This is a genomic window from Sanguibacter keddieii DSM 10542, assembly GCF_000024925.1.
In the GTDB taxonomy this organism is placed as follows: domain Bacteria; phylum Actinomycetota; class Actinomycetes; order Actinomycetales; family Cellulomonadaceae; genus Sanguibacter; species Sanguibacter keddieii.
Window position 1 is genome coordinate 2,807,037 of sequence record NC_013521.1, and the last position, 26,294, is coordinate 2,833,330.

Consider the following 26,294-nt stretch of genomic DNA (forward strand, 5'->3'; position numbering starts at 1 on the left):
ACCTATGTTGCTAACAGCGCGCTGTCAACACGCGTTGCTAGCCTCGTGTTCGCGCCGGGCGGACGCCCGCCTCTCCCCCGGGGCGCACCCGTCGCCCTACGCTCGGACCAGGCGCGACCGCGCCGCTAGGCCTGCCGCCGCACGACGAGGAGCGCACCCATGGGCACCGTGATCCCCTTCCCCACGTCCCGGGCACGCGGTGCGGACCGGTCTGGCGACCGCACCTCCGAGACCACCCGCGGCCCCGAGAGCTCTGCTGCCTCGGCCCCCACAGGCGCCGGCGACGACACCAGCCGCCCGCTCCGGCTGGCCCCACCCGGGCGCGACCTGCTGTGGCGCGAGGCCGTGGGCCACGAGCTACGACTCGAGCGGACGGCGCAGGCACGGACGCTCGCAGACGTCGCGGGCCAGGCCGGCGTCTCGACCCAGTACCTCTCCGAGGTCGAGCGCGGGCGCAAAGAGCCCTCCTCGGAGATCCTCGAGGCCGTCGGCACGGCGCTCGCGCTGACGCTCCTCGACCTCACCCGCCGGGTGTCGCACAGCCTGGCCCCGGCCGGGACGCCCACACCTCAGCTCCTCGCCGCCTGACGGGGGCGGCTCACCGCACCCCGCCACGCACCTTCCTGCTGGCCACCACCTCGTCGACCAGCCCGTACGCGACGGCCTGCTGCGCGGTGAAGATGCGGTCTCGTGACGTGTCCGCCCGCAGCACCGCCTGGTCCTGGCCCGTGTGCGCCGCCAGGATCTCGTCGACCTCGTCGCGGACGCGCTGGATCTCCTTGGCCTGGATCTCGAGGTCGGGCAGCGCGCCACGACCGCTGCTGGTCGACGGCGGGTGCAGGAGCACGCGGGCGTGCGGGAGGATCCCGCGGCGTCCGGGCTCACCAGCAGCCAGCAGGACGGCGGCGGAGGACGCCGCCTGGCCGACGCACACGGTCCCGACGGGCGCGCGCAGGTACTGGATCGTGTCGTAGATCGCGAGCATCGCGCTCACCGAGCCGCCGGGCGAGTTGATGTACAGCTCGATCCCCTGGTCGGGGGCGACGGACTCGAGGTGGATGAGCTGCGCGACGACCACGTTCGCGACCCCGTCGTCGATCTCGGTCCCGAGGAACACGATCCTGTCGGTGAGCAGCCGGCTGTAGACGTCGGCCGCCCGCTCGCCGGTGGTCGTCTTCTCGATCACGCTCGGGATCGTGTACTGCCCGCTCACCGTGCACCGGCCAGGCCTGCGGGGCGGCGGCCCTGGGCAGGGAGCACCTGCACGAGGTCCGTGGCGACCGCGTCGACGAACCCGTAGTCGAGCGCCTCGTCGGCGGTGAACCACCGGTCGCGGTCGGAGTCGCGCTCGACGCGGTCGTATGGCTGGCCGGTGTGCTCGGCGATGAGCGTGAGCATGACCTTCTTGGTGTGCTCGAGGTTCTCGGCCTGGATGGCGATGTCGACGGCCGTACCCTGGAGCCCCGCAGAGCCCTGGTGCATGAGGACGCGTGCGTGCGGCAGGGCGAACCTCTTGCCGCGGGTCCCGGCGGAGAGTAAGAACTGCCCCATGCTCGCGGCCGTGCCGAGGGCGACGGTGCTCACGTCGTTGGGGATCAGCCGCATGACGTCGTACATCGCGAGGCCTGCCGAGACGGAGCCGCCGGGCGACGAGATCAGCAGGACGACGTCGGCGTCCGGGTCCTCGGCCGAGAGCAGGAGCAGCTGGCTGCACACGCGGGTGGCGAGGTCGTCGTCGATCTCCTGGCCGACGACGACCACGCGCCGGAACATCAGGCCGCTGGTCAGCCGGTCGGCGAGAGCGCCGCCGGCAGGGGGTGGTGTCTCGGGGGTGGTGGTGAGGTGCACGGTTCCTCCTCGGTGGTGGGTGTGCACCCCACGCTCGTCCACCCGCAGCCCGCGTGGGGCTCGCTCGCCCCGGGGCAGATCTGCTGTGAGCAGCAGGACGGGCTACGCCTCGTCCCCGAGGTGCTCGAGGAGCGTCCGGAGGGTGCTCGCGAGCTGCTCGCGCTGGGCCGGGTCGAGCCCGGCGAGCAGCCGCTCCTCGGTCGCGACGTGGTCGGGCAGCGCGGCGTCGACGAGCTCGCGCCCCGCGGGCGTGAGCTGCACGACCACGCTGCGCCGGTCGGCGTCGGAGGCCGCACGTCGCACGAGGCCGCGCTCCTCGAGCCGGTCGAGCCGCTGGGTGATCGCCCCCGAGGTGACCATCCCCGACCGCATGAGGCCCGCGGGGGTGAGGCCGCCGTCGCCGCTGCGGCGCAGGGTGGCGAGGACGTCGAAGGAGGGTGCGTCCAGGTCGTGCCGCGCGAAGGTCGCTCGCAGGCTGGCGTCGACGAGCCGCTGGACGCGGCCGAGCCGGCCGATGACCCCCATCGCCGAGACGTCGAGGTCGGGGCGCTCGACGGCCCACTGGGAGAGCACACGGTCGACATGGTCTGGCACCCGCCCAACCTACCAGCGCACCGTCGAACTCTCTTAGTGCTGTGATACTTTCTCTTAGTGCTAAGCAAACGACAGGGGCTCCTCCTCACCACCGCCGTCGCTCCGGCAGTCTGGGCCACGACCTATCTCGTGACCTCGGAGCTGCTCCCGCCCGGTCGCCCCTTCCTGGCCGGGGCGGTCCGCGCCCTGCCCGCCGGCCTGCTGCTGGTCGCGATCACCCGGCAGCTCCCGCACGGCGCGTGGTGGTGGCGCTCGCTCGTCCTGGGCGCCCTCAACATCGGCGGGTTCTTCGCGCTGCTCTTCGTGGCCGCCTACCGCCTCCCGGGCGGCGTGGCCGCTGCGGTCGGCGCGCTCCAGCCGTTGTTCGTCGCCCTGCTCGCGGTCGTCGTGCTGGGCCAGCGGCTCACAGCACGCACCCTGGTCGCGGGTGCCCTGGGTGTCGTCGGTGTCAGCCTCCTCGTGCTGCGCGGCGAGACCGGGCTCGACACCGTCGGCGTGCTCGCCGCGGCCGGGGCCGCGGTCTCGATGTCCTGCGGCGTGATCCTCGCCAAGCGGTGGGTATCCCCCGCGTCGCTCCTCGCGACCACGGGGTGGCAGCTCACCGCGGGAGGACTTCTCCTCGTCGCACCCGCGCTCGCCCTCGAGGGCCTGCCCTCGCACGTCACGGGCCAGAACCTGGCCGGGTACGCGTACCTGACCCTCGTCGGCTCCGTCCTCGGCTACTCGCTGTGGTTCCGGGGACTGCGCGCGCTCCCGGCGACCGACGTGACGTTCCTCGGGCTGCTCAACCCCGTCGTCGCGACCGCTCTCGGCTGGGCGGTGCTGGGTCAGACGCTCACCCCGCTCCAGCTGCTCGGCGGTGTCGTCGTGCTCGTCTCGCTCGTCGTCGCACAGCGGCAGCGACCGCCACGTGCGGACGACCTCGCCCGTTGATCTCACGCGGGTCGCGACTGCCAGACCGCGGTCACCCCGCTCACCCGGCCACCGTCCCGACGAGAAGGAGCGGTGCTCGTCCTGGGCGAGAGGACGAGCACCGCTCCCTGCTGCTGCACGCGGCTCCGGTCCTGCGCAGCAGCGGTACCGGCGGCATCGACGACCTGGTCGGCGGCCGCCCGTCAGGAGGCCGAGAGCGCCGCGGTGGGCGGCATCCTCGCGGCACGGATCGCCGGGTAGAGGCCTGCCACAGCCCCGATCAGGAGTGTCGCACCGAGCCCACCAGCGAGGATCACCGGCGGGATCGACGTCGCCCACCCCTGCGACGTGGCGTACACCGCGGTGATCCCGTAGCCGATGACCACCCCCGCGCCGCCACCGAGGACGGAGAGCAGCAGCGACTCCACGAGGAACTGCGTCCGCACCTGCCCCCGGGTGGCCCCGAGGGACCTCCTCAGGCCGATCTCGGACCGGCGCTCGAGGACCGAGATCACCATGGTGTTCGCGACGCCGATCCCCCCGACGAGCAGGGCGACCGCCCCGAGCCCGACGAGCAGACCCGTGAAGGCCGCGTCGGTCGCCTCCTTCGCCGCGAGCGCGTCCGACGGGCGCGACACGGCGACCTGGTTCGGGGCCGCCGGGTTCGCGGTAGCACCGAGGACGTCACGCACGGGGTCGACCGCCGAGTCCACGGTCCGCACGTAGATCCGCGACGGGTCCCCCGTCCAACCGAGCCGCTCGGACGCGACCTGCTTGCCCATGAGCACGCTCGAGTCGAGCTCGGGGGCGAGCTCGACCGGGTCGAGGACCCCGCTGACGCTGAACGGCTGCCCCTCGATGATCACGACCGTCTGCGGGTCCGGACCCGTCACCCCGAGGTGCTCGGCGGCCTTCGCCCCGAGGACGACGACGGGCAGACCGTCGGTCGCCGCCGACAGCCAGCGTCCGCTGGACATCGTGAGTCCGACGGTGCCGTACAGCTCCTCGTCCGCGGCCGAGACGGTGACACCCCCGTGCTCGAGCGGAGGCACGTGGTCGTTGCGCAGGGCGCGGGCGTCGGGGACGAGACCGACCGAGGCGGCCCCGGTCACGGGGGCGATGCGCCGGACCATGGAGACGGACTCGACAGGCAGCCGCGTCTCGGAACCGAGCGCGTCCTCCCCCGGCTCGACCCGCAGGAGGTTCGTCCCCAGCCGGGAGAGCGTCTCGTCGAGCTCCGCCCGGGACGACGTCGAGATGCCGACGACGGCGATCATCGCGGCGATGCCGATCGCGATCCCGAGCGCTGAGAGCACCGCACGCATCGGTCTGGTGCGCAGGCCCGTCGCGCCGACCCTGAACAGGTCGCCCGGGGCGAGCCTCGCCGGCCTCAGCATGGCTGCTCCGGCCGGGCAGGACGCTCGGGGCGTGCAGCCCGCACCGCCTCCGGGTGCTCGGGCGGCACGATGCGCCCGTCCCGGACCGTGACCTGCCGAGGCAGCATCGCGGCGAGGTCCCGGTCGTGGGTGATCACGACGATCGTGGTGCCCGCGGTGTTGAGCTCGCGGAGGAGCTCGACGATCCCGGCGCCCGAGACGGAGTCGAGCGCCCCCGTCGGCTCGTCCGCGAGGAGCAGCGGAGGTTCTCCGACGACGGCTCGCGCGATCGCGACCCGCTGCTTCTCCCCTCCGGACAGCTCGTTCGGACGGTGCCCCAGGCGCGTGCCCAGCCCGACGCGGTCGAGGACCGCCGCCGCTCGGTCACGCCGCTCGGCGCGCCGCACCCCGCGGTACAGCAGCCCGTCCGCGACGTTGTCGATCGCGGCAGTGCCCGCCGACAGGTGGAAGTGCTGGAACACGAACCCGATCCGCGTCGCCCGCAGGGCTGAGAGGTCACGGTCCGAGAGGTCTTCGACCAGGTGGCCGTCGATCGCGACGGTCCCGGACGAGCACCGGTCGAGCGTGCCGATGACGTTGAGCATGGTCGACTTGCCCGACCCGGAGCTGCCGACCACCGCGACGAGCTCGCCGCGCTGCACCTCGAGGTCGACACCGTCCAGGGCACGGACACCTCCCGGGTACTCCCGGGAGACCTGCCGGAGCGAGACGACGGCGGTCACGAGGGCACCACGACCTCGTCGCCCTCGCTGAGCTCGCCCGAGACCTCGACCCGCCCGGAGGCGAACATCCCCACGGTGACCGGCACCAGGCGGCGCTCGTCGGCTCCGACCTCGACCGCGTGCCCTCCCTCCGCGAGCGCGACGAGCGCCGTGACGGGGACCGAGAGGACGTCTGGTCGCTCCTCGACGACCAGCTCGATGTCGACGCGGCTGGCGTCGAGGCCCTCGACCAGGGCCGGGTCGTCGAGGGAGACCTCGACGGTGACCGTGGTCGTGTCAGACCCGCCACCGGACTGGCCGTCTGAACCCGAGCTCTTGCCGTCGCCGCCCTCGTCGACGGGGGGCCCGACCGCGGAGATGGACCCCGGAGCCCTGGTGCCGCCCGGCAGCTCGACGGTCGCCGGCGCTCCGACGTCCGGCGTCACGTCCTTCGCCGGGTCGAGGTCGAAGGAGACGACGCGCCTGACGTCGGTGACCGTCAGCATGCTCGACGCCGCTGGAGCGCCGACCTCGACCGAGCGGGAGGCCACCCGGACCGGCCCACGCACGACGGTGACCTGCTCGGGCCCCAGCCTCCCGGTCTGCGGCAGACCGACGTCCTTCTGCCACCTGGACACCGCTCGAGAGGTGGCTTGCGTGTACCTGTCGTCAGCCGAGAAGCCCGTGTAGCCGAGCGCGGTGAGGTTCTCCTTGAGCTGGGAGACGTCCGCCCCGCGGTCGCCGACGCCGAGCTCTCGGTAGGCGGGGAGCTCTCCGAAGAGGGCGAGCGTCGGTCGGTCGTCCGTCCGCCAGAGCTGCTGGCCTCGGTCGACGACCGCGCCGACCTCGGGCAACCAGGTGACCGTCCGTGCACCGTCCTCGCTCTCCCCGGCCTCGGGAGCCCCGACGGCTCTGGGTTCCCCGAAGCCCACCGAGCCCTTGTGCTTCTCGCTGCGGACGAGCGTCTCCCGGACGACCGGGGTCGTCGCGACGGTCCCGGCGGTGTCGTCCGTGGTCGTCGCGTCGGACGAGCCGCCGACCAGGATGACGCCGAGGACGAGCCCGACCGCAGCCAGCGAGGCACCGAGGAGCAGCGCACGGCGGGTCGTGCGCGAGCGGCCGGGTCCTCCGGCTGGCGAGTTCTCCCGGGCCGTCATGCGATGCTCCCCGTCAGGAGGTCTCGGTGCGCGTGAGCGTCGGTACCGAGGCCCGAAGGCCTGCTCTGAGTGCGTCCGCCGACACGGACGGTCGGGGTGGATGGGTGGTCGTGCTTCATGTGTCCTCCGGAGTTGTCGGGCATGCTCACCATTCGACCGGAGGGCCGATGAGCCCACCGTGAGCGGTGCTCTCGCGTGGGCCTCGCAGCACAGCGGGCGTTCATATGCCGCACTGCTGTGCCAGACGCCAGAGCGTGCCGTCGTCGACGCCGAAGTCGTGCTGCGGCGTGACGTTCGTGGAGCCGTCGGCGTTCGGGTCCGGCCAGTCGATGCCGTTCTCGCGCATGCACACGGCGAAGGCGCGCATCGCCTCGGGAGACTGCTTCGTCTTGTCCTCCGCCGTCTGCTCCGGAGCCAGGTGCTCGCAGGCCGCGTACGCGGCCGCGCGGTCCGCGTCGGAGATCCTGCCGTCCTCCACGGTGGCACCCAGGTAGCCCTCCTGGTCGGGGTCGCCGACGTGCAGGCCGTTCTCCCGCAGGCAGTCCGCCTGCTGCTGAGCCTGCTGCTGACGCGTGAGGTCTCCGCGGTCGCTGCCGTCGGTGCTCGACGTCCCCGAGGAGCTCGAGGCCGACGGTGACCCCGCCGACGCGACCTGGTCGTCGGCCTCCCCGCCGCAGGCGGTGAGCAGGGCAGCGCAGAGCACCGCAGCGGTCCAGTGCGCGCGTCGGGCCGGACGCGCACCGCGCCGCCTGCCATCGCCCCCACGGTCACGGTCACGGTGCGAGACCGACCACGGCCATCGTCCGGTCTGCCGGGCGCTCACCCTCCGCACGCCTCGATGGCCGCCTGCTCCGCCGCGGCGTCAGCCTCGCTGAGACCGTCCATGCTGAACTTCGTCGAGCCGTCCTCCTCCGGGTCCGGCCAGTCGACGCCCTTCCCACGCATGCACGCGGCGAACGCCTTCTGCGCCTCGGGAGACCGCTTCGCCTTCTCCTCCTCGGTCGGCTCTGGCGCCAGGTGGCGGCATGCTGCTTCCGCGTCGAAGTCCTTGTCCTCCCAGGTTCCCCCCGGCTCGTCTCCCGGGTAGGTCACCTCCCCGTCCTTGTCGGCGTCGGGGACAGACAGGCCGTGCTCCCGGAGGCACTCCACCTGCTGCTGCCCCTGCTGCTGACGCGTCAGGTCGCTGCGGTCGGAGCCCGCGGTGCCCGAGGACCCCGTCGAGCTCGAGCTCGACGGAGACCCTGCCGAGGCGACCTGCTCGTCGGCCTCAGCACTGCACGCGGTCACCAGCGCGGCGCACAGCACCGCGGCGACCCACGGTGCGCTCCGCACCGACCGTGAACGGCCGTCCGGACCACGGCGACGCTGGCTCGGTGCCCGATCGCGCACGGGGTCGGGCTGGACGGAACGGTGTGTCTGCTTCATGTGTCCTCCGGAGTTGTCGGTCTGACCATCCGACCAGGGCACCGATGAGCCCCTCGTGAGGGCCCCCCTCACCCGGAACTCGCGAGCTGTCGGCCTGCGCCGGCCGACCGTCCTCCGACGACGAGGACCTACCTCACACGGACCTCACAGACCTATCCGACATACTTCTCCCATGAGACTTCTGGTGGTAGAGGACGAACAGCTGATCGCCGAGGCTGTCGCGACCGGGCTCCGGCGCGAGTCGATCGCCGTCGACGTCGTCGGCGACGGCAGGACGGCGATCGAGAAGATCGAGGTGAACGACTACGACGTCGTCGTGCTCGACCGAGACATCCCCGGGATGCACGGCGACGACGTGTGCCGGTGGGTCTCGGCGTCCGGTTCGTCGACGCGGGTGCTCATGCTCACGGCCTCCTCCGAGCTGCGTGACCGGGTCGAGGGCCTCGAGCTCGGTGCCGACGACTACCTCGCCAAGCCCTTCGCCTTCACCGAGCTCGTCGCCCGGGTCCGCGCGCTCGGACGCCGTGCCCGGCCTGCCGCTCCCCCGGTGCTCGAGCGCTCCGGGCTGCGCCTCGACCCGGCACGCCGCGAGGTGGTCCGCGACGGCCAGCAGATCGTCCTGAGCAAGAAGGAGTTCGGCGTCCTCGAAGAGCTCATGCGGGCGGACGGTGCGGTCGTCTCGGCCGAGACGCTGCTCGAGAAGGTCTGGGACGAGAACATCGACCCCTTCACCGGTGTGGTGCGGTTCGTGATCAAGCAGGTACGCCGCAAGCTGGGCGAACCGGGGCTCGTCGAGACGGTGATCGGGTCCGGGTACCGGGTCCGATGAGACCTCCCCTCAGCGCGTGGCGCCTGGCACGCGGCCGGGCACCGACGCTGAGGACGCGCCTCACCGTCCTGTACGGTGCGGCCTTCGCGGTCGCCGGGACGGTGCTCGTCGCGATCCTCGTGGTCGTGGCGGGCCGGTCGCTCGACAACCAGCCGGACGACGTCGTCGGGATCGCCCTCGGCAGCTCCGAGATCTTGGAAGCCAGCGAGCTCGACGCGTTCCAGCAGGATGCCCTCGACGTCTCGCCGGAGCTCGCAACACCAGAACCACCACCCTCGGGCGACGTCGCACCTCTCGACCAGGCGCCGTCCAGCCTCGAGCCCTCCGACGACTCTGCGGTGGCACTCTCAGCCCTGAGGACCAGGGTGGCCGACCTCAACGACCAGGCTCGCGCACAGACGATGCGGACGATCATCCTCGCGTCGGTCGCCGCCCTCCTCGTCACCCTGGCGGTGACCGTCTGGTTCGGCTGGGCGATGGTGTCGAGAGTCCTCGCACCGCTGCACCGGGTGACCGCGACGGCTCGACGGGTCGCCGGCGACAGCCTGTCGGCGCGGATCGCGCTCGACGGCCGCCAGGACGAGATCAAGGACCTCGCGGACACCTTCGACGAGATGCTCGACCGGCTCGACGCGTCGTTCGACGGGCAGCGACGCTTCACGGCGAACGCCTCGCACGAGCTGCGGACGCCGCTGACTATCACGCGGTCGGTGCTCGAGGTCGCGCTGACCGACCCCGAGTGCCCGGAGCCCACCCGGGAGCTCGCCGAGAAGCTGCTCGCGGTGAACCACCGCCAGGGCAGGCTCATCGAAGGGCTGCTCGCTCTCGCCTCGGCCGACCTGGTGCCGCCAGCGCTCGGGCCCGTCGACCTCGCGGTCCTCGCGACCCAGGTCACGGCTGAGTGCGAGCCCGGCGCCTCCGCCTCACGGGTGTCCGTCACGGTCGTGACGAGCCCTGACGAGGCCGAGGACGTCGGGGACCGCGGTGGCCCCGGGGGGAGCGCGGGGCTGACGCCGTCGACGGACGGGACGCACACCTGCTCACCGTCGGGCGACCGGCTCGTGCGCGGCGACCACGTGCTGCTCGACCGACTCGTCCGCAACCTCGTCGACAACGCGGTGAGGTACAACGTCGAGGGCGGGACCGTCCGCGTGACGGTCCCGTGCCCGCACCGGCTCGTGGTCGAGAACACCGGCCCGACGGTCCCCGAGGCCCAGGTGCACGGCCTCTTCGAGCCGTTCCGACGGCTCCGCCCAGACGGGACGGTGGCGGACCGTGCCGTCCGGTCGGCGCACCAGCCCGGCACGGGCCTCGGGCTCTCCATCGTCCGCTCGATCGTCGCCGCGCACTCCGGCTCCGTCACCGCCCGCCCCCGGGCGAGCGGTGGCCTCGTCGTCAGCGTCTACCTACCCGACGGAGTCCAGGACGGCACGGGCGAGGCGCTCTGACGACGCCGGGTTCTGACCCGTCAGGAGCCCGCGGTCCTGCTCGACGTGAGGCTCGAACGGCGCGCCGCCGACGAACTCGGCGCCACGGCCGACCAGCTCGGTCTCGACGAGCCAGCGGGCCTTGTCGGCGAGTCCGCCGATGCGCTCCTCCTCGTCGGTGAAGGACGTCATCCGGTAGCCAGCGAAGGGCCACGAGCCGTCCTGACGCCGGGCGGCGAGCAGGGCGGCCGGGGCGTGGCACAGCACGGCGAGCGGGATGCCCTCGTCGAGCGCCGCGGTCATGAGTGCTCCCGAGGTCGTGTCGACCGCGAGGTCCTCCATCGGGGCGTGCCCGCCCGGGTAGAAGACGGCGTCGAAGTCGGCCGCCCGCACCGACGCGACGTCGACGACCGCCGCGAGCCGGTCGTCGATCGACGCGAGGTAAGCCTCGAGCTCGGCAGCACGGTCCTCGCCGCCCGCAGCCTGAGGGGCGAGGCTCCCCGCGTCCACGGTCGGCTTCACAGCCCCCGGCGTCGCGATGGTGATGTCCCAGCCTGCCTCGGTGAAGAGGCGGTGCGGCTCGGCGAGCTCCTCGGCCCAGAAGCCGGTGGGGTGGACGGTGCCGTCGGCGAGGGTCCACCCCTGCGCTGCACTGACGACGAACAGGACGCTGCTCATGACGTTCTCCTTCTCGGTGGTCGACCGGGCGCGATCGGGTGGTGCCTGTGCTCGTGCGTGTCGTTCTCAGCGTGCGGTCTTCACGACCATCTTGCCCACGTTCTCGCCGCGCATCATGCCGAGGAACGCGTCGACCGCGTGGTCGAGGCCCTCGACGACCGTCTCGTCGAAGACGACGTCGCCTGCGGTGACCCAGGCGGTCATGTCCGCCATGAAGGACGGGAAGTGCTGCGTGTAGCCGCCGACGGTGAAGCCCTGGAGGGTCAGACCGCGGGTGACGATGTTCGCCATGTTGCGCGGACCGGTCGCCTCGCCCTCGGTGTTGTACTGCGAGATCGCGCCGCACAGCGCCGCGCGCCCCTGGTCGTTGAAGGCCCCGAGCGCGGCCTCGAGGTGCTCCCCGCCGACGTTGTCGAAGTACACGTCGATGCCGTCGGGCGCGGCCTGCGCGAGCTGCCCCGCGACGTCGCCGTCCTTGTAGTTGAAGGCGGCGTCGAAGCCGTAGCGCTCGGTGAGGAGGGCGACCTTCTCCGCCGACCCGGCAGACCCGACGACGCGCGCCGCGCCCTTGAGGCGGGCGATCTGGCCGACCATGCTGCCGACCGCACCGGCGGCGCCGGAGACGAACACGGTGTCGCCCTCGCGCAGGTGGGCGATCTCGAGGAGGCCGACGTAGGCGGTGAGCGCGGTCATGCCGAGCACGCTGAGGTAGGCGGAGCTGGGGATGCCGTCGACCTCGGGGACGACGCGCACCCCGGCGGCCGGACCCTGGGCGACGTCGCGCCACCCGAGCTGGTGCACCACGACGGAGCCCACGGGGACGTCGTCCGAGGTGGACTCGACGACCCGGCCGACGGCCCCGCCGGTCATGGTCTCGTCGAGCGCGAAGGGCGGCGTGTAGGACTTCACGTCGTTCATGCGGCCCCGCATGTACGGGTCGACCGACATGAACTCGTTCTCGATGCGGACCTCGCCGGCCGCGAGCCCGGGGAGCTCGACGGTGACGGTGCGGAAGTTCTCGGCCGTCGGCCAGCCGGTGGGCCGGGAGACGAGCTGGATCTGGGTGCTGGTGGCGGGCTGCGTCATGGTGAACGTCCTCTGCTATTGTGAACCGATCGATCCACTATAGACACGTCGCCGACCGGCCCGCGACCTGCGGCACCGGACAGCAGACGCGGAGGGAGCACCATGGGGCGCACGCAGACCTTCGACACCACCACCGCCGTCCGCGCGGCCCGCGACGTCTTCTGGCAGCACGGCTTCGAGGGCGCCTCCCTCGCCGACCTCGAGTCCAGCACCGGCCTCGCCCGGTCGAGCCTGTACCACGCCTTCGGGAGCAAGCGCGGGCTGTTCGACGCCGCCGTCGAGGACTACCTGGCGACCGTCATCCGCCCTCGCCTCGCGCCTCTCGTCGGCCCGGAGACCGGGACCGCGGCGCTGCTCGGCTACTTCACCTCCCTGCACGGCGCCGTCGCCGCGCTCCCCGACGACTCCCCCCGGCGCGGCTGCCTGCTGGTCAACAGCACGGCCGGACTCGCCGCGCAGGACCCCGCCGCACGCGACGTGGTCGACGGCTACCGGGCGGAGCTCACGGCAGCCCTGCGGTCCGCGCTCGCCGCCGGGCACCCCGACATGGCAGAGGGCTCGCTGGACAGCACCGCGAGGGTGCTCGCCTCCCTGAGCATCGGCGCGATGGTGGTCGCGCGGATCAACCAGCCCGAGTCCCTCGCGCTGCTCGCGACCGCCGCCGAGGTGGTCGCAGGCCTCCCGGCCGCGCAGCCGGGAGACCTTCCCCAGCAGTGACGCCAGGAGTAGCCTGCCGGGCATGGGCTACTCGTTCCAGGTCACCGTCGACGCCGCCGCTCCGCACCCCCTCGCCGACTGGTGGGCGCAGACCCTCGGCTGGGCCGTCGAGCCGAGCGACGAGGCCTTCATCCGGTCGATGATCGAGCAGGGCCACGCGACCGAGGCCGACACGACGACCCACGCCGGGGCCCTGGTGTGGAAGGAAGGGGCCGCGATCAGCCTCCCTGACGCCCTGCCGGGCACGCCGCGGGTGCTGTTCCAGCTGGTCCCCGAGGCCAAGACGGTCAAGAACCGGGTGCACCTGGACGTGCGCGTCGGCGAGGACGACCCGGAGGCGGTGCGCGCAGCCCTCGAGGCCCGTGGCGCGACCTTCCTGCACACGGCCTCGCAGGGGCCGCACACCTGGGTGACGATGGCCGACCCGGAGGGCAACGAGTTCTGCGTCAGCCGCTGAGGCTGTCACCGCGGCAGACGGGCAGGAGCACACCCCGGCGACGCCGCGCCGCGCGGGCAGCGGCGCCTCAGATCGTGTGCCAGCCACCCTTGCGGTAGGCCGGGGTGGCCGTGGCCAGCACGACGAGGCTCACCAGGATCACGCTGATGATCACGGTGGTCATCGCGAGCGAGTCCCCGCCGAGCACGCCGACCATCGGGCTGACCACCCCGGCGATGCCCGCCTGCATGGACCCGATGAGCGCCGCGGCCGTCCCGGCCATGTGCCCGTACCCGCCGAGGGCGAGCACCGAGGCGTTCGCCGGGATCAGCCCCTGCATGCCGAGCACGAGCCACAGCGCGGCGAGCACGCCCACCACGCCGCCGAAGCCCGTGAGCACGACGACGAGCAGCACGAGGGAGAGCATCAGCTGGACGACGATCGCCACCCGCAGGATCCGGATCGGGGCGACACGGCGGACGAGGCTCGCGTTGAGCTGCGCCGAGAGCACGAGCGCCACCCCGTTGACCGCGAACAGCAGCGAGAACTGCGTCGGGCTCAGCCCGTACTCCTGCTGGAACACGAAGGGCGAGCCGACCACGTAGCTCATGATCACGGCCATCCCGAGACCGGGGAGCACGGCGAGCGCGAGGAAGTGACGGTCCTTGAGCAGCTCGAGATAGCTGCGCAGCGCACCGCGGGAGCCGGAGACACGACGACGCTCGTGCGGCAGGGTCTCGGGCATCCAGAACCACACGATGACCACGAGCAGAGCGCCGATGATCGCGAGCGCCACGAAGACCGCCCGCCAGGTGAAGGCACCGGCGATGGCCTGCCCCAGGCTCGGGGCGAGCAGGGGCGCGACGCCGATCACCAGCATGAGCCTCGAGAGCAGCCTCGCAGCCTCAGAACCGGTGAACCTGTCGCGGATCACCGCGATCGCGACCACCGAGGCGGCGGCGTTGAAGAATCCCTGGAGGACACGCAGCGCCACGAGCGCACCGATGTTCGGCGCTATCGCGCAGAGCAGCGAGGTCAGCACGTGCAGCGAGATGCCGATGAGCAGCGGCAGCCGGCGCCCGTACCGGTCGGAGAACGGACCGATCACGAGCTGGCCGACGGCGCCGCCGATGAGCATCCCGGACATCGTGAACTGGACGGCGGTGTCGGTCGTGCCGAGGTCCTGGACCACCGTCGGGAGCGACGGGAGGTACATGTCGGTGGTCACCGCGGGGAGTGCCGCGAGCGCGCCGAGCATGAGGACGTACTTGGCGTTGGGGGTGTACTGGGGCTTGTCGTTCGCGCTGGCCGGGTCTGTCACGCAGACGATCATAACGATTCGATCTGGCGTCCGGGCGGCACTCGGGCGGGCAGCAGGTGAACAGGCGGCCAGCCCGGTGTCCGGTCCTGCCGCGCGGCGGCTCAGACCGGCGCGATCACTCGTCGACGATGAGCTCGAAGCTGTCGGGGTCGCGCTGGTCGGCGATCCAGTCGGTGACGCGGCTCACGAGGACGGCCTCGTCCGAGGCGACGAAGGGAGCGCGTCCCGGGATCTCGGTGTGCGTCCAGGTCACCGCGCGTCCGTCGCGCGACTCCTCCTGGAAGACGAGGACCACGGTCCGTCCCGTCTCCTCGCCGACCTGGTCGGCGAGCGCCTGCGCGTCGACGCGCGAGGTGTGCACGTCGGAGGGCGTCACGACGTCGGAGGCCGAGAGCTCGGATCCCGTGGCCTCGACCGTCGCGTCGGGGTCGACCGAAGGGCTGGGGCTGGGGGCGACCTTCTCGGCCTCGGGCGTCGCCTCTGCGGCGAGGCTGTCGGAGGAGAGCACGTCGGCCGGGGCGATCTCGTCGGTGGAGACCTGGAGCGTCGTCTCGGCGTCGGAGCTGCGGGCGAGGTTCGAGACCGCACCACCCGAGGTGACCGACGCGAGGCCCACGACGAGGACCGCGGTCGCGACAGCAGCGACGACCATCGAGGCGTCCCGTGGGCTCTTCACCGCCGACCTCCGTCCTCGTGCTCCGCGCGCCGGGCGGGGCGCCCGACGACCGATCGTGGTGTCGGTGTCGATCATGCCCTGTCACGCCCTCGGAGGCGAGGACCTGAGCGGGTGTCATTTGGTGAAGGTGTGCCGACGACCCTGGACCCGGTGCGGTCAGGGCCCGTGAAACGGCACGTCAGCGGCGCGTGGCCTGCACGGTGCTCACGCACCACGGCGACCGCCCCTGCTGCGGACGACGCGCCGTGCCGGCGGCGCGCTGGTGGCGTGGCCACCTCGGTGACATCCTGGCTCGATGTGCGGACGCTACGCCTCGTTCCGGCAGGCTCAAGACCTCGCCGACGCCTTCGCGGTGCACGGGGTGATCCAGGGCGTGCTCCTCGGAGAGCCCGTGACGGACCTGCCCCCCTCGTGGAACGTCGCCCCGACCGACCTCGTGCGGATCGTCGTGGACCGCGCGCAGGAGACGCTCGTCCCCGCGGCACCGTCCGCCCCAGAGCCTGGCCCAGCCGGACCCACGCTCCAGCGGTCGCTGCGGCTCGCGCGCTGGGGTCTGGTGCCCTCGTGGGCCAAGGACCCGGGCGGTGGTGCCCGCATGATCAACGCTCGCGCCGAGACGGTCGCCGAGAAGCCTGCCTTCCGCAAGGCGCTCGCCGCACGGCGCTGCCTCGTCCCTGCCGAGGGCTACTACGAGTGGCTCGCGCCCGAGCCGGGTGCACGGCGCGGCCCCAAGCAGCCGGTCTTCATCCACCCGTCCGACGGCGGGGTGCTCGCCCTCGCCGGGCTCTACGAGTTCTGGCGCGACCCGTCCCGTGCCCCCGACGACCCGGAGCGCTGGCTCACGACCACCACCATCGTCACCACGGCGGCCAGCGGCGACCTCGCCGAGATCCACGAGCGCCGCCCCGTCGGGCTGCGACCCGAGCACTGGGACGACTGGCTGGACCCCGGCGCCGGCTCGGACGTCGCCCTGGCAGTGCTGGCCAGCGAGCCGCCGGAGATGTCGCACCACCTGGTGAGCACGGCCGTGAACCGCGTCGGCACGCAGGGCAGCGAGCTCGTGGAACCCCTGGACCGCTAGCCCTCGGACCCGCTCCGAGCCCGCGGCCCGGTCCTACGCCTCGGGCGTGAACGCCCGCTGCAGGCGGACCGGGGCGATCTGCCCGAGCCCTTGCACCTCGCGGGCTGGCTTGAGGGTGAGCGCGAAGTCGGCGTCCCCGGCCAGGAGCGCCGCGGTCGCCGGGTCGAGCAGCACGGTGCCGGGGTCGGCCTCCGCGGTGAGCCGGGCTGCGAGGTTCACGGAGGGGCCGAACACGTCGCCGAAGCGCGAGAGGACCCTGCCCCACACGAGGGACACCCGGACCGGCGGGACGTTCTCGAGCTCGCCGTCGCGTCCGGCCCGGGCGAGGCCGAGCGCGACCTGCGCCCCGGTCCGCACGTCGTCGGCGATGAACAGCACCGCGTCGCCGATGGTCTTGACGACGCGTCCGCCCGCCGCCGTGATGACGTCGCGCGCGCCGGCCTCGAAGTCCGAGACGAAGTCCGAGAGCTCGGACGAGCGGAGCTTGGCGGTGCGGGTGGTGAAGGAGACGATGTCGGCGAAGCCCACCGCTCGCGGCAGGGGGAGCTCACCAGCACCGGTCTCGTCGACGGCGCGGGCGTCGGAGAACTCGACGGACCACCGGCCCGCGAGCGCGGCGAGCTGGCGGCGCCAGGCGTGCACCAGCTGCGCCTCGAGGACGGGGGCGAGGCTGGGGAGGCGCTCGAGCACCAGCAGTCGTGCCGAGGTGTCGTCGAGCTCGTAGCGCGAGGCCATGTGCTCGACGAGGGCCTCGGCCTGCCAGAGCGCCAGGCGCTCGGTCGTGTGGCCGACGGAGCGGACGAGCGTCGTGAGAGACCGGGTCGAGAGCTGCTCGCTCTCGCCGATCGCGGCGATGTCGCGCAGCGCCTGCGCGTCGTCCTCGGTGAAGGACGCCTGCTCGGGGCCGAGGATCGGCAGGCCGAGGGCCTGCCAGTAGGTGCCGAGGAACTCGTGGCTGAGGCTCGTCTTCTCGGCGAGCTCGTCGAGGGTGAGCGCGCGGGGTCCACCGAGGAGCGCGGCGTCGAGCGCGCGCCCGTGGTCGGAGCCCTGGGAGGAGGCCGGGCGGGAGCCGGGGTGAGGGGTGCCCGAGGGCTCGGGCTGCGGGGTCTGATCAGTTGACACGTGGTCAGTTTAGGCGAAGGTGATGCACGTCACCGCTGTGCACCGTGACAACTCTGCCGGACGCGTCCTCGACGAGGAGCGCACCGTCCGGCGCCAGCCCCGTCGCCGTCCCCAGCAGCTCGTCGCCGCCGGCCAGCTCGACCCGCACCGAGGCGCCGACGGTCGCCGACACCGCGAGGACCTCGTCCGCCAGCCCGGACGCGACGACGTCGCCGCCCGCGGCCGTCCAACGGCCGAGGACCGACACGAAGGACTCGGCGAGCGCCGTGAGGATGACCGTCCGGTCGACGGTCGCCCCGCCCGCGCGGAGCACCGACACGGCCGTGGGCACCGGCAGCTCCTCCGGGGTCTGCGAGACGTTGAGCCCGACCCCGATCACGACGCCGTCCGGGAGCACCTCGGTGAGGATCCCGGCGATCTTCCGGGCGGTCCCCCATCCGGGGAGCTCCGGCTCATCCGTGACGACGAGGACGTCGTTCGGCCACTTGGCGACGGCCTGCACGCCGAGGGTCGCACGCAGCGCGGTCACGGTCGCCAGGCCTGCCAGCAGCGGCAGCCAGCCGAGGCGCTCGGGTGGCACCTGGGGCCGGACGAGGAGAGACGCGGTGAGGGCCGCACGCGGAGGGGTCTCCCAGCTGCGGCCGGCACGACCACGACCGGCCTCCTGGTGCTCGGCGACCAGGAGCGCGGGAGCGGGCCAGGCCTGCGGGTCTGCCGCCACCTCGGCCGCCAGCTGGGTGTTGGTCGACGTCGAGCGCTCGACCACGAGGAGCCGGCGCAGCGGGCCGTGGGGCTCGCACAGCAGGTCGCGCAGGAGGGCTGTGTCGAGCGGTTCGCGCGCGTCCAGGTCCATGCGCCCATCATGCCCCAGCCGGTCCTGCACCCAGCGCCTCCGACGCGGGAGTTGGAGGTTCCCTCCAAGCGGCGCGCCACAAGCACTCCGTGACGGCCACATGAACTGTGGGCTCGGGACCAACTAGGCTCGGCCGTGTGACTGACGCAACGACACCACCGGCCTCCGGCACGGCAGGCAAGATCGCCGATCTCGCGCGCCGCTACGAGGACGCCGTCGAGACCCCCGAGACCGCCGCCGCCGAGAAGCAGCACGCACGCTCCAAGAAGACGGCCCGAGAGCGCATCGAGGCGCTCCTCGACCCGGGCAGCTTCGTCGAGCTCGACGCCTTCGCCAAGCACCGCTCGGTGAACTTCGGGCTCGAGAAGAAGCGCATCGCCGGTGACGGCGTGGTCGTCGGCCACGGCACCGTCGACGGTCGCCAGATCTGCATCTACTCCCAGGACTTCACGGTCTTCGGCGGCAGCCTCGGCGAGGTGCACGGCCAGAAGATCACCAAGGTCATGGACCTCGCGCTGCGCACCGGCGTGCCGCTGGTCGGGATCTCTGACGGCGGTGGCGCACGGATCCAGGAGGGCGTCGCGGCCCTGACGCAGTTCGCGGAGATCTTCCGCCGCAACGTCGCCGCCTCGGGCGTGATCCCGCAGATCTCGCTCATCCTCGGCCCGAGCGCCGGTGGCGCCGTCTACTCCCCCGCGCTGACCGACTTCATCGTCATGGCCGACGGCACCTCGAACATGTTCATCACCGGGCCCGACGTCATCCGCTCGGTGACCGGCGAGGACGTCGGCTTCGAGGAGCTCGGAGGCGCGCAGACGCACAACGAGCGCTCGGGCGTCGCGCACTACATGGGCGCCGACGAGGACGACGCGATCGACTACGTCCGCAACCTCCTCGACTACCTGCCGCAGAACAACCTCTCGGACGCGCCGACCTTCGCACCCGAGCACACCGAGCTCGAGGTCACCGAGGCCGACCTCGAGCTCGACGCGCTCGTCCCCGACTCCGACTCGCAGCCGTACGACATGCGGACCGTCGTCGAGCACGTGGTCGACGACGGCGTGTTCCTCGAGGTGCAGCCGCTCTACGCGCGCAATATCCTCGTGGGCTTCGCGCACGTCGAGGGGCAGTCCGTGGGCATCGTCGCGAACCAGCCGCTCTCGATGGCCGGGACCCTCGACATCAACGCCGCGGAGAAGGCCGCCCGCTTCGTGCGGACCTGCGACGCCTTCAACATCCCCGTGGTCACCCTCGTCGACGTCCCCGGCTTCCTGCCCGGCACCGACCAGGAGTGGAACGGGATCATCCGCCGCGGCGCCAAGCTCATCTACGCCTACGCCGAGGCGACGGTCCCGCTCGTCACCCTCATCACGCGCAAGGCCTACGGCGGCGCCTACATCGTCATGGGGTCCAAGCAGCTCGGGGCCGACATCAACCTCGCGTGGCCGACCGCGCAGATCGCCGTCATGGGCGCCGGCGGGGCCGTGAACATCCTGCAGCGCGGTGCGCTCAAGGCGGCCGCGGCCGACGGCCTCGACGTCGAGGCGGAGCGCAAGCGCCTGGTCGACGAGTACGACGACGCCATCGTCAACCCGTGGGACGCCGCCGAGCGCGGGTACGTCGACGCCGTGATCGCACCCCACGACACCAGGACCCAGATCGTCCGGGCACTGCGCGCGCTGCGCACCAAGCGCGCCAGCCTGCCCCCCAAGAAGCACGGGAACATCCCCCTATGAGCGACGAGTTCGACGACACCCACGCCTTCGACGGCGACCACGAGGACCACGACGGGCACGACCACGCCTCGCACGGGCCGGACCCGCTGCCCGACGTCGACCCGGCAGACCTGCACGCCGCGGTCGACCAGATCGCCGCGGCGCTCCACGAGTACGTGGACTCGGCGACCGGTGTGCGCGCGGAGTTCGGCGCGCACGAGGCTGACGAGGACCCGCGGGTCCTCGCCGTCGAGTCACGCCTGTCGACCCTCAACGCGGCCCTCTACGACCTCGTCCACGAGCGTCTGGGCATGCACTCCGACCTCACGGGGCTCTCCTGGGACGACGACGGCTCGACCGAGCACTCCGAGCCCGGAGCCGATCTCGAGCCCGACTCGTTCCACCTCGGGTTCCTCGTGTGGCCGCCCGAGGGCCCGTCCGACGAGTCGATGGACTCCGTCCTGGGCATGGTCGACGCCGGCGGCGAGGCCATCGCGCAGCGCCTGTCCGACGCCGGGTTCCAGGTGTCGGAGTGGGGCGCCTCGCGCTCCGTCCCCGTGCACTTCGACGAGTCCGAGGACGACGAGTGAGCGAGGCCGGGGTCGAGGAGGTCCTGCAGGCCGCCGCCCAGATGCGCGTCGTGCGCGGCGCACCCGACGAGGTCGAGGTCGCGGCGCTCGTCGCGAGCCTCGCCGCCGTCGCGTCGCGCGCGACGAGCACCGTGGCCGACGAGCCTCCCGTGCGGTCCGAGTGGGCACGCCCGCTGCGCACCGCGACGCCCTCGCCGCGAGCCGCCGGAGACGCGTGGCGCTGGAGCCTGCGCTGACCCGGCTCCTGGTCTGACCGGTGCGGTGCTGCTCAGCTGAACAGCACCGCACCGTGCTTCAGGAGCACGAGCGCCGCGAACACGACGACCACGAGGATGCCCGCGTACAGGTCGTAGTCCTCGCGCACCCACGAGCGGGCTCGCCGCTGGGCGGCAGCCGGCAGGTAGAGGTTGCCCTCGCGGACGTTGTAGTGCAGCAGGGTGAGGAACACCAGGGTCGTCGAGACCGTGATGAGCATGCACCAGGGGCACAGCGCACCGATGACCCACATCGACTGGCTGAACAGCCAGAGCGCGAAGGCGAGGCCCAGGGCGTAGACGACCTGCGCCGCGAACATGAACCACCGGGGGAAGCGCACCCCGGACAGCCCGGCCACCGCGATGGTGATCACCACCGGCTCGGTCACCATGCCGAGGAACGCGTTGGGGAAGCCGAAGACGCTGGCCTGCCACGAGAGCGCGACCCTGCCGCAGCTGAGCACGGCGTTGACGTCGCAGCTGAGCTCGGCCGTCGGGTTCGCCGCGAGCACCACGGCGTCGTACGAGAGCACGAAGGCCGCCACCAGGCTGAGGGTGGCCGACAGGAGCATCGTCCCGAAGATCCACCGGTCCGAGTGCCGGAAGCCGACCATCGCGTCGGCAGCCGCGGCGAGGCGCTCGTCGGTGAGGTCCTCGTCCGACAGGTCCGAGACGTCACGGGCCAGCAGGTCTCCCGCGGTACCCAGGTCCGCCCGGGAGCCCGGGTCCCCCGACGCAGCCCCCGGGATGTCGTCGCGGTGCTGGCTCGCGCCGCCCGTCCTGGTCCCCATGTGCGTCCCCTCAGACTCCGCGGCGGCCGGCGCGGCCAGCCCTGCGGACCATCGTGGTGCACCCCGAGGCCGCTCCGCCGGGACGATCGTCCCGAGAGGGACGTCACGGTAACGTCGTCGCCATGACCACAGACCCGACGGCCGACCAGGCCGCCCCAGCGCCCACGCGTCCGACCTCGCCGCTCGACGAGGTCGCGAACGCCTACGTCCAGGACTCGGCGCGCCTCGACCCCTTCGCCGCGACCGCCGTGGGCATCGCGGGATACGACGACCGGGCGACCGACTACTCGCCCGAGGCCGTCGACGAGCGTGCCGCACTGGCCCGCGACGTGCTCGCCAAGATCGCCGTGATCGACCCGGTCGACGACGTGGACGTCGTCACCCGCGCCGCGATGCAGGAGCGCCTGGGGCTCGCCGTCGAGCTCCACGAGGCCGGCGAGGACTACGCGCCGCTCAACGTCATCGCCAGCCCGCTGCAGGAGATGCGTGACGTCTTCGACATCACCGGGACCGACACCGTCGAGCAGTGGGAGGCGATCGCCGCGCGGCTCTCCGCGCTGCCGGGCTCGGTGTCGTCGTACGTCGAGTCGCTGCGGCACGCCGCTGCGGCCGGGGACGTCGCAGCGGTCCTGCAGGTCTCCGAGGGGGTCAAGCAGGCCGCCGAGCTCGCCGACCCCGCGACGTCGTTCTTCGCGGACTTCGTGACGGGCCCGGCCGCGCAGGCCGCCCTCGCGGCGGCGCCGGCCGGCAGCGCGCTGCGCGCGGACCTCGAGCGCGGCGCCCAGGCCGCCTGCGAGGCCTACGGCACCCTCGCCGGGTTCCTGCGCGACGAGCTCGCGCCCCAGGCGCCCACCGAGGACGCGGTCGGCCGCGAGCGCTACGCCCTGCACTCCCGCAACTTCCTCGGGGCGACCGTCGACCTCGACGAGACCTACGAGTGGGGCCTCGAGGAGCTCGCGCGCGTCATCGCCGAGCAGGAGAGCGTCGCGCGGCAGATCGCCGGGCCCGGCGCGAGCGTCGAGGACGCCGTCGCGCAGCTCGACGCCGACCCTGCCCGCACCCTGCACGGCACGGCCGCGCTCCAGGAGTGGATGCAGCGCACCTCTGACGAGGCCGTCCGCGCGCTGGACGGCGTGCACTTCGACATCCCCGAGCCCGTGCTGGCCCTCGAGTGCATGATCGCGCCGACGCAGAACGGCGGCATCTACTACACCCCGCCGAGCGACGACTTCTCGCGCCCCGGCCGCATGTGGTGGTCCGTCCCGCCCGAGGTGACCGAGTTCAACACCTGGCGCGAGAAGACGACCGTGTTCCACGAGGGCGTCCCGGGGCACCACCTGCAGTGCGGTCAGGCGGTCTACGAGCGGGCCACGCTCAACGACTGGCGCCGGCTGGCCTGCTGGGTGTCCGGGCACGGGGAGGGCTGGGCGCTCTACGCGGAGCGCCTCATGGCCGACCTCGGGTTCCTCGACGACCCCGGCGACCGCCTCGGCATGCTCGACGCGCAGCGGATGCGTGCGGCGCGCGTCGTCCTGGACATCGGCGTGCACCTGGGCAAGCCCGCGCCGCAGGTGTGGGGCGGCGGCACGTGGGACGCGGCGAAGGCGTGGGACTTCCTGCGGGCCAACGTCAACATGCCCGAGGCCTTCGTGCGCTTCGAGCTCAACCGCTACCTCGGCTGGCCCGGCCAGGCGCCGTCGTACAAGGTCGGCCAGCGCCTGTGGGAGCAGACGCGCGACGCGGCGTCCGCGTCGGCGGCAGCCCGCGGCGAGACCTTCGACATCCGCGCGTTCCACGCGCGGGCGCTGGGCCTCGGCTCGGTCGGGCTCGACGTGCTCAAGGACGCGCTGTCCTGAGCCGCCCCCTCAGGGGCCCCGCCGCTCGGCCGCTCTGCTCTCCGACCCGTGCCCTCCGACCTGCCCGGCGACCTGCCCGCCGGGCGAGGCGTCGGAGGGCCTCGGGTCGCTGAGGGGATGACGATCGAGGCTCCTCCGACACCCTTCGATTGTCCCCCGCCAGATCCTCCGCCCACGGGACGAAGGTCCACCGGCACTAGGCTGGCGCGGTGACCTCACTGCTCCTCGCCTCCGCGTCCCCCGCCCGCCTCAGCACCCTGCGATCGGCAGGGCTGGACCCGCTGGTCCAGGTCTCCTCCGTCGACGAGGACGCCGTGCTGGCCGAGGGGCGCGCACGCTTCGGCACCCTCGAGCCCGAGGACGCCGTCCTGCTCCTGGCCCAGGCGAAGGCCGAGGACGTCACCCGCGCTCTCGAGCAGCCCGCGGAGGACGCCGAGACCGCCGAGGCCGGGACGGCGCTGCCCGACCTCGTGGTCGGCTGCGACTCGATGCTCGAGCTCGACGGCGAGATCTTCGGCAAGCCGGCAGACGCCGAGACCGCCGTGGCACGGTGGCGCACCATGCGCGGCCGGTCTGGGGTGCTCCACACCGGGCACTGGGTCGTCGACCTGCGCGCGACGGAGGACGGCGGCACGGGCGGCACCCTCGGTGCGACGAGCTCGACCACGGTGCACTTCGCCGACCTGAGCGACGAGGAGATCGACGCCTACGTCGCGACCGGTGAGCCGCTCGCGGTGGCCGGCGCGTTCACCCTCGACGGCCGGGGCGGGGCCTTCGTCACCGGCATCGAGGGCGACCACCACGGCGTGGTCGGCATCAGCCTCCCGCTGCTCCGCGAGCTGGTCGGGCAGGTGGGCGTGCGCTGGACCGACCTGTGGTGACTGCCCAACGCGCCACCTCGTGGGCCCCCTCGGAGGGCCCACGAGGGATGGTTCCATAGAGGATCCCTACAAACGGCCCGGAGAGCACTTGGATCTCTCCCCAATCTTCGTCGCGACCGTGAGTCCAGCACGAGCAGTCCGGCGCGGACGGGTTACCGTGAGCCGTGCCCCTCATCTCCAAGGTCCTCATCGCCAACCGCGGCGAGATCGCCGTCCGCATCGCTCGTGCCTGTGCGGACGCCTCGATCTCCTCCGTCGCCGTCTACGCCGACTCGGACCGCGAAGCCCTGCACGTCCGCCTCGCCGACGAGGCGTACTCCCTCGACGGCATGCGTGCGGCCGACACCTACCTCGACATCGCGAAGCTGCTCGACGTGGCCCGCCGGTCCGGCGCCGACGCCGTGCACCCCGGCTACGGCTTCCTCGCCGAGAACGCCGAGTTCGCGCGCGCCGTGATCGCGGCTGGCCTCGTGTGGATCGGCCCGCCGCCGTCGGCGATCGACTCGCTCGGCGACAAGGTCAGCGCACGGCACATCGCGCAGCGCGCCGGTGCGCCGCTCGTCCCCGGGACCGCAGACCCGGTCGCCGACGCGACCGAGGTGCACGCCTTCGCGGCCGAGCACGGCCTGCCCATCGCCATCAAGGCGGCGTTCGGCGGCGGCGGGCGCGGCATGCGCGTCGCTCGCACCGCGGACGAGATCGACGCGATGTACGACGCCGCCGTCCGCGAGGCCGTCGGGGCCTTCGGCCGCGGCGAGTGCTTCGTCGAGCGGTACCTCGACACCCCGCGTCACGTCGAGACCCAGTGCCTCGCCGACGAGCACGGCACCGTCGTGGTCGTCTCGACCCGCGACTGCTCGCTCCAGCGCCGCCACCAGAAGCTCGTGGAGGAGGCGCCTGCGCCCTACCTCTCCCAGGAGCAGGTCGACGCCCTCTACCGCTCGTCCGAGGCGATCCTGCGCGAGGCCGGGTACGTCGGCGCCGGGACCTGCGAGTTCCTCGTGGGCGCCGACGGCACGCTGTCCTTCCTCGAGGTCAACACGCGCCTGCAGGTCGAGCACCCGGTGAGCGAAGAGGTCACCGGCATCGACCTCGTCCGCGAGCAGCTGCGCATCGCCGCCGGCGAGCCCCTCGGCTACTCCTCCGTCGAGGTCCGCGGGCACTCGATCGAGTTCCGCATCAACGGCGAGGACCCGGCGGCCGGCTTCCTCCCCTCCCCCGGCAAGATCACCGGGCTGCGGCTGCCGACCGGCCCGGGCGTCCGCGTCGACAGCGGCGTCGTCGAGGGCGACACGATCTCGGGGGCCTTCGACTCCCTGCTCGCCAAGGTGATCATCACCGGTGCCACCCGCACCCAGGCCGTCGAGCGCGCGCGTCGTGCGCTCCGCGAGCTGGAGATCGAGGGCATCCCGACCGTCGTGCCGTTCCACCGCGCGGTGCTCGACGCCGAGGCCTTCGTCCCCGTGGGCGACGAGCCCTTCACCGTCCACACCCGCTGGATCGAGACCGAGTTCGCCGACGAGTGCGCAGCTCTCGGCGGCACGACTCCCACCCCGGCACCCGACGAGGACGACGAGCCCCCGGCAGCGACCGAGCGCGTGGTCGTCGAGGTCGGCGGCAAGCGCCTCGAGGTCGTCATCCCCGCTGGTCTCGGCATCAGCGGACGGGCACGCGCCGGTGCGGCGCGTCGTCCTGCACGCAGAGCCGCGAGCAAGGCCAGCAGCGGGTCGAGCACCACGCTCGCCTCCCCGATGCAGGGCACCATCGTCAAGGTCGCGGTCGAGGAGGGCGCCGTCGTCGCCGAGGGCGACCTCGTCGTCGTCCTCGAGGCGATGAAGATGGAGCAGCCGCTCCTCGCCCACCGCGCCGGGACCGTCACGGGGCTGAGCGCCTCGGTCGGCGGCGGCGTGAGCGCCGGCACGGCGATCTGCGAGATCATCGGCTGAC

Annotated in this window: 28 protein-coding genes; 13 read left to right on the forward strand and 15 right to left on the reverse strand. The window is 72.7% G+C overall.

The features are described 5' to 3' along the window. The first annotated feature begins 159 nt into the window (after positions 1 to 159). Positions 160 to 588 (forward strand): helix-turn-helix domain-containing protein, encoded by a 429-nt coding sequence (locus SKED_RS20870; RefSeq protein WP_012867496.1) that lies wholly within the window; start codon positions 160 to 162, stop codon positions 586 to 588. Positions 589 to 598: 10 nt separating this feature from the next. Here SKED_RS20870 and SKED_RS12390 read toward each other — a convergent pair whose 3' ends face one another. The 3 genes from SKED_RS12390 to SKED_RS12400 form a co-directional block, all read right to left on the reverse strand. After that, on the reverse strand, positions 599 to 1,213 hold the full coding sequence (locus SKED_RS12390; protein ID WP_012867497.1) for a ClpP family protease: 615 nt from the start codon (positions 1,211 to 1,213) through the stop codon (positions 599 to 601). Continuing rightward, positions 1,210 to 1,848 carry a ClpP family protease gene (locus SKED_RS12395; RefSeq protein ID WP_012867498.1) on the reverse strand — a complete coding sequence of 213 codons (639 nt, stop codon included), beginning with the start codon at positions 1,846 to 1,848 and terminating at the stop codon, positions 1,210 to 1,212. Before SKED_RS12395 ends, SKED_RS12390 begins: the two co-directional genes overlap by 4 nt. A gap of 102 nt (positions 1,849 to 1,950) precedes the next feature. After that, positions 1,951 to 2,442, reverse strand: coding sequence for a MarR family winged helix-turn-helix transcriptional regulator (locus tag SKED_RS12400; RefSeq protein WP_012867499.1), 492 nt, complete (start codon positions 2,440 to 2,442; stop codon positions 1,951 to 1,953). A 57-nt stretch (positions 2,443 to 2,499) separates the two neighbouring features. Between SKED_RS12400 and SKED_RS12405 the strand changes: the two genes are divergently transcribed. After that, on the forward strand, positions 2,500 to 3,375 hold the full coding sequence (locus tag SKED_RS12405; RefSeq protein ID WP_012867500.1) for an EamA family transporter: 876 nt from the start codon (positions 2,500 to 2,502) through the stop codon (positions 3,373 to 3,375). 182 nt (positions 3,376 to 3,557) lie between these two features. On the opposite strand, the gene SKED_RS12410 is transcribed toward SKED_RS12405, so the two are convergent. The 5 genes from SKED_RS12410 to SKED_RS12430 form a co-directional block, all read right to left on the reverse strand. Beyond that, on the reverse strand, positions 3,558 to 4,751 hold the full coding sequence (locus SKED_RS12410) for an ABC transporter permease (protein ID WP_012867501.1): 1,194 nt from the start codon (positions 4,749 to 4,751) through the stop codon (positions 3,558 to 3,560). Beyond that, a complete protein-coding gene (locus SKED_RS12415) occupies positions 4,745 to 5,473 on the reverse strand; it encodes an ABC transporter ATP-binding protein (RefSeq protein ID WP_012867502.1) in 729 nt (242 codons plus the stop codon). The genes SKED_RS12410 and SKED_RS12415 overlap by 7 nt, the downstream gene beginning before the upstream one ends. Next, on the reverse strand, positions 5,470 to 6,609 hold the full coding sequence (locus tag SKED_RS12420) for a peptidoglycan-binding protein (RefSeq protein WP_012867503.1): 1,140 nt from the start codon (positions 6,607 to 6,609) through the stop codon (positions 5,470 to 5,472). The genes SKED_RS12415 and SKED_RS12420 overlap by 4 nt, the downstream gene beginning before the upstream one ends. A 220-nt stretch (positions 6,610 to 6,829) precedes the next feature. Beyond that, positions 6,830 to 7,312, reverse strand: a complete 483-nt coding sequence (locus SKED_RS12425; protein ID WP_012867504.1) for a hypothetical protein — start codon at positions 7,310 to 7,312, stop codon at positions 6,830 to 6,832. A gap of 116 nt (positions 7,313 to 7,428) precedes the next feature. After that, positions 7,429 to 8,034, reverse strand: coding sequence for a hypothetical protein (locus tag SKED_RS12430; RefSeq protein ID WP_042438032.1), 606 nt, complete (start codon positions 8,032 to 8,034; stop codon positions 7,429 to 7,431). Positions 8,035 to 8,206: 172 nt separating this feature from the next. Between SKED_RS12430 and SKED_RS12435 the strand changes: the two genes are divergently transcribed. Together SKED_RS12435 and SKED_RS20535 are read left to right on the forward strand one after the other, a co-directional pair. Continuing rightward, positions 8,207 to 8,863, forward strand: coding sequence for a response regulator transcription factor (locus SKED_RS12435; protein WP_042438035.1), 657 nt, complete (start codon positions 8,207 to 8,209; stop codon positions 8,861 to 8,863). Next, a complete protein-coding gene (locus SKED_RS20535; RefSeq protein ID WP_012867507.1) occupies positions 8,860 to 10,311 on the forward strand; it encodes a sensor histidine kinase in 1,452 nt (483 codons plus the stop codon). Before SKED_RS12435 ends, SKED_RS20535 begins: the two co-directional genes overlap by 4 nt. On the opposite strand, the gene SKED_RS12445 is transcribed toward SKED_RS20535, so the two are convergent. Next, complete coding sequence (locus SKED_RS12445) at positions 10,270 to 10,968, reverse strand: type 1 glutamine amidotransferase domain-containing protein (RefSeq protein WP_012867508.1); 699 nt, start codon at positions 10,966 to 10,968, stop codon at positions 10,270 to 10,272. The two genes, SKED_RS20535 and SKED_RS12445, sit on opposite strands and share 42 nt — an antisense overlap. Before the next feature lie 66 nt (positions 10,969 to 11,034). Further along, positions 11,035 to 12,054 carry an NADP-dependent oxidoreductase gene (locus SKED_RS12450; RefSeq protein WP_012867509.1) on the reverse strand — a complete coding sequence of 340 codons (1,020 nt, stop codon included), beginning with the start codon at positions 12,052 to 12,054 and terminating at the stop codon, positions 11,035 to 11,037. Positions 12,055 to 12,156: 102 nt separating this feature from the next. Between SKED_RS12450 and SKED_RS12455 the strand changes: the two genes are divergently transcribed. Together SKED_RS12455 and SKED_RS12460 are read left to right on the forward strand one after the other, a co-directional pair. Continuing rightward, positions 12,157 to 12,771 carry a TetR/AcrR family transcriptional regulator gene (locus SKED_RS12455; protein WP_012867510.1) on the forward strand — a complete coding sequence of 205 codons (615 nt, stop codon included), beginning with the start codon at positions 12,157 to 12,159 and terminating at the stop codon, positions 12,769 to 12,771. Positions 12,772 to 12,793: 22 nt separating this feature from the next. Then, a complete protein-coding gene (locus SKED_RS12460; RefSeq protein WP_012867511.1) occupies positions 12,794 to 13,228 on the forward strand; it encodes a VOC family protein in 435 nt (144 codons plus the stop codon). Between the two features lie 67 nt (positions 13,229 to 13,295). Here the strand turns inward: SKED_RS12460 and SKED_RS12465 are convergent, their stop codons facing one another. Together SKED_RS12465 and SKED_RS12470 are read right to left on the reverse strand one after the other, a co-directional pair. After that, positions 13,296 to 14,540, reverse strand: coding sequence for a multidrug effflux MFS transporter (locus tag SKED_RS12465; RefSeq protein ID WP_012867512.1), 1,245 nt, complete (start codon positions 14,538 to 14,540; stop codon positions 13,296 to 13,298). Between the two features lie 103 nt (positions 14,541 to 14,643). Continuing rightward, positions 14,644 to 15,204, reverse strand: a complete 561-nt coding sequence (locus tag SKED_RS12470) for a hypothetical protein (RefSeq protein ID WP_012867513.1) — start codon at positions 15,202 to 15,204, stop codon at positions 14,644 to 14,646. A 295-nt stretch (positions 15,205 to 15,499) separates the two neighbouring features. On the opposite strand from SKED_RS12470, the gene SKED_RS12475 reads away from it, so the two are divergent. Next, complete coding sequence (locus SKED_RS12475) at positions 15,500 to 16,285, forward strand: SOS response-associated peptidase (protein WP_012867514.1); 786 nt, start codon at positions 15,500 to 15,502, stop codon at positions 16,283 to 16,285. 33 nt (positions 16,286 to 16,318) lie between these two features. Here the strand turns inward: SKED_RS12475 and SKED_RS12480 are convergent, their stop codons facing one another. Both SKED_RS12480 and SKED_RS12485 read right to left on the reverse strand, forming a co-directional pair. Further along, positions 16,319 to 17,407, reverse strand: a complete 1,089-nt coding sequence (locus SKED_RS12480; RefSeq protein ID WP_012867515.1) for an adenylate/guanylate cyclase domain-containing protein — start codon at positions 17,405 to 17,407, stop codon at positions 16,319 to 16,321. Between the two features lie 4 nt (positions 17,408 to 17,411). Then, a complete protein-coding gene (locus tag SKED_RS12485; protein ID WP_012867516.1) occupies positions 17,412 to 18,260 on the reverse strand; it encodes a biotin--[acetyl-CoA-carboxylase] ligase in 849 nt (282 codons plus the stop codon). 137 nt (positions 18,261 to 18,397) lie between these two features. Here SKED_RS12485 and SKED_RS12490 point away from each other — a divergent pair, with 137 nt between their 5' ends. From SKED_RS12490 to SKED_RS12500, 3 genes are read left to right on the forward strand one after another with little or no spacing between them, the layout of a single operon-like run. Then, complete coding sequence (locus SKED_RS12490) at positions 18,398 to 19,996, forward strand: acyl-CoA carboxylase subunit beta (protein ID WP_012867517.1); 1,599 nt, start codon at positions 18,398 to 18,400, stop codon at positions 19,994 to 19,996. Next, positions 19,993 to 20,565: a hypothetical protein gene (locus SKED_RS12495; RefSeq protein ID WP_012867518.1), complete on the forward strand. Its 573-nt coding sequence runs from the start codon at positions 19,993 to 19,995 to the stop codon at positions 20,563 to 20,565. The genes SKED_RS12490 and SKED_RS12495 overlap by 4 nt, the downstream gene beginning before the upstream one ends. Continuing rightward, entirely contained in the window at positions 20,562 to 20,801 is a 240-nt protein-coding gene (locus SKED_RS12500) for an acyl-CoA carboxylase epsilon subunit (RefSeq protein WP_012867519.1), read from the forward strand. Before SKED_RS12495 ends, SKED_RS12500 begins: the two co-directional genes overlap by 4 nt. A 32-nt stretch (positions 20,802 to 20,833) precedes the next feature. Here the strand turns inward: SKED_RS12500 and SKED_RS12505 are convergent, their stop codons facing one another. Further along, positions 20,834 to 21,610, reverse strand: coding sequence for a vitamin K epoxide reductase family protein (locus SKED_RS12505; RefSeq protein WP_012867520.1), 777 nt, complete (start codon positions 21,608 to 21,610; stop codon positions 20,834 to 20,836). A 122-nt stretch (positions 21,611 to 21,732) separates the two neighbouring features. On the opposite strand from SKED_RS12505, the gene SKED_RS12510 reads away from it, so the two are divergent. The 3 genes from SKED_RS12510 (at position 21,733) to SKED_RS12520 (ending at position 26,293) form a co-directional block, all read left to right on the forward strand. Then, a complete protein-coding gene (locus tag SKED_RS12510; RefSeq protein WP_012867521.1) occupies positions 21,733 to 23,466 on the forward strand; it encodes a DUF885 domain-containing protein in 1,734 nt (577 codons plus the stop codon). Positions 23,467 to 23,675: 209 nt separating this feature from the next. Next, positions 23,676 to 24,347, forward strand: a complete 672-nt coding sequence (locus SKED_RS12515; RefSeq protein WP_012867522.1) for a Maf family protein — start codon at positions 23,676 to 23,678, stop codon at positions 24,345 to 24,347. 164 nt (positions 24,348 to 24,511) lie between these two features. Continuing rightward, positions 24,512 to 26,293, forward strand: coding sequence for an acetyl/propionyl/methylcrotonyl-CoA carboxylase subunit alpha (locus SKED_RS12520; protein ID WP_012867523.1), 1,782 nt, complete (start codon positions 24,512 to 24,514; stop codon positions 26,291 to 26,293). Position 26,294 lies beyond the last annotated feature (1 nt).

What these genes read in the sequence shown, in the direction of transcription:
- SKED_RS12455 (WP_012867510.1), top strand. Translation starts at nt 12,157, where the DNA reads ATGGGGCGCACGCAGACCTTCGACACCACCACCGCCGTCCGCGCGGCC.
- SKED_RS12420 (WP_012867503.1), bottom strand. Translation starts at nt 6,609, where the DNA reads ATGACGGCCCGGGAGAACTCGCCAGCCGGAGGACCCGGCCGCTCGCGC.
- SKED_RS12475 (WP_012867514.1), top strand. Translation starts at nt 15,500, where the DNA reads ATGTGCGGACGCTACGCCTCGTTCCGGCAGGCTCAAGACCTCGCCGAC.
- SKED_RS12485 (WP_012867516.1), bottom strand. Translation starts at nt 18,260, where the DNA reads ATGGACCTGGACGCGCGCGAACCGCTCGACACAGCCCTCCTGCGCGAC.
- SKED_RS12495 (WP_012867518.1), top strand. Translation starts at nt 19,993, where the DNA reads ATGAGCGACGAGTTCGACGACACCCACGCCTTCGACGGCGACCACGAG.
- SKED_RS12505 (WP_012867520.1), bottom strand. Translation starts at nt 21,610, where the DNA reads ATGGGGACCAGGACGGGCGGCGCGAGCCAGCACCGCGACGACATCCCG.
- SKED_RS12410 (WP_012867501.1), bottom strand. Translation starts at nt 4,751, where the DNA reads ATGCTGAGGCCGGCGAGGCTCGCCCCGGGCGACCTGTTCAGGGTCGGC.
- SKED_RS12445 (WP_012867508.1), bottom strand. Translation starts at nt 10,968, where the DNA reads ATGAGCAGCGTCCTGTTCGTCGTCAGTGCAGCGCAGGGGTGGACCCTC.
- SKED_RS12510 (WP_012867521.1), top strand. Translation starts at nt 21,733, where the DNA reads ATGACCACAGACCCGACGGCCGACCAGGCCGCCCCAGCGCCCACGCGT.
- SKED_RS20870 (WP_012867496.1), top strand. Translation starts at nt 160, where the DNA reads ATGGGCACCGTGATCCCCTTCCCCACGTCCCGGGCACGCGGTGCGGAC.
- SKED_RS12430 (WP_042438032.1), bottom strand. Translation starts at nt 8,034, where the DNA reads ATGAAGCAGACACACCGTTCCGTCCAGCCCGACCCCGTGCGCGATCGG.
- SKED_RS12465 (WP_012867512.1), bottom strand. Translation starts at nt 14,540, where the DNA reads ATGATCGTCTGCGTGACAGACCCGGCCAGCGCGAACGACAAGCCCCAG.
- SKED_RS20535 (WP_012867507.1), top strand. Translation starts at nt 8,860, where the DNA reads ATGAGACCTCCCCTCAGCGCGTGGCGCCTGGCACGCGGCCGGGCACCG.
- SKED_RS12450 (WP_012867509.1), bottom strand. Translation starts at nt 12,054, where the DNA reads ATGACGCAGCCCGCCACCAGCACCCAGATCCAGCTCGTCTCCCGGCCC.
- SKED_RS12460 (WP_012867511.1), top strand. Translation starts at nt 12,794, where the DNA reads ATGGGCTACTCGTTCCAGGTCACCGTCGACGCCGCCGCTCCGCACCCC.
- SKED_RS12435 (WP_042438035.1), top strand. Translation starts at nt 8,207, where the DNA reads ATGAGACTTCTGGTGGTAGAGGACGAACAGCTGATCGCCGAGGCTGTC.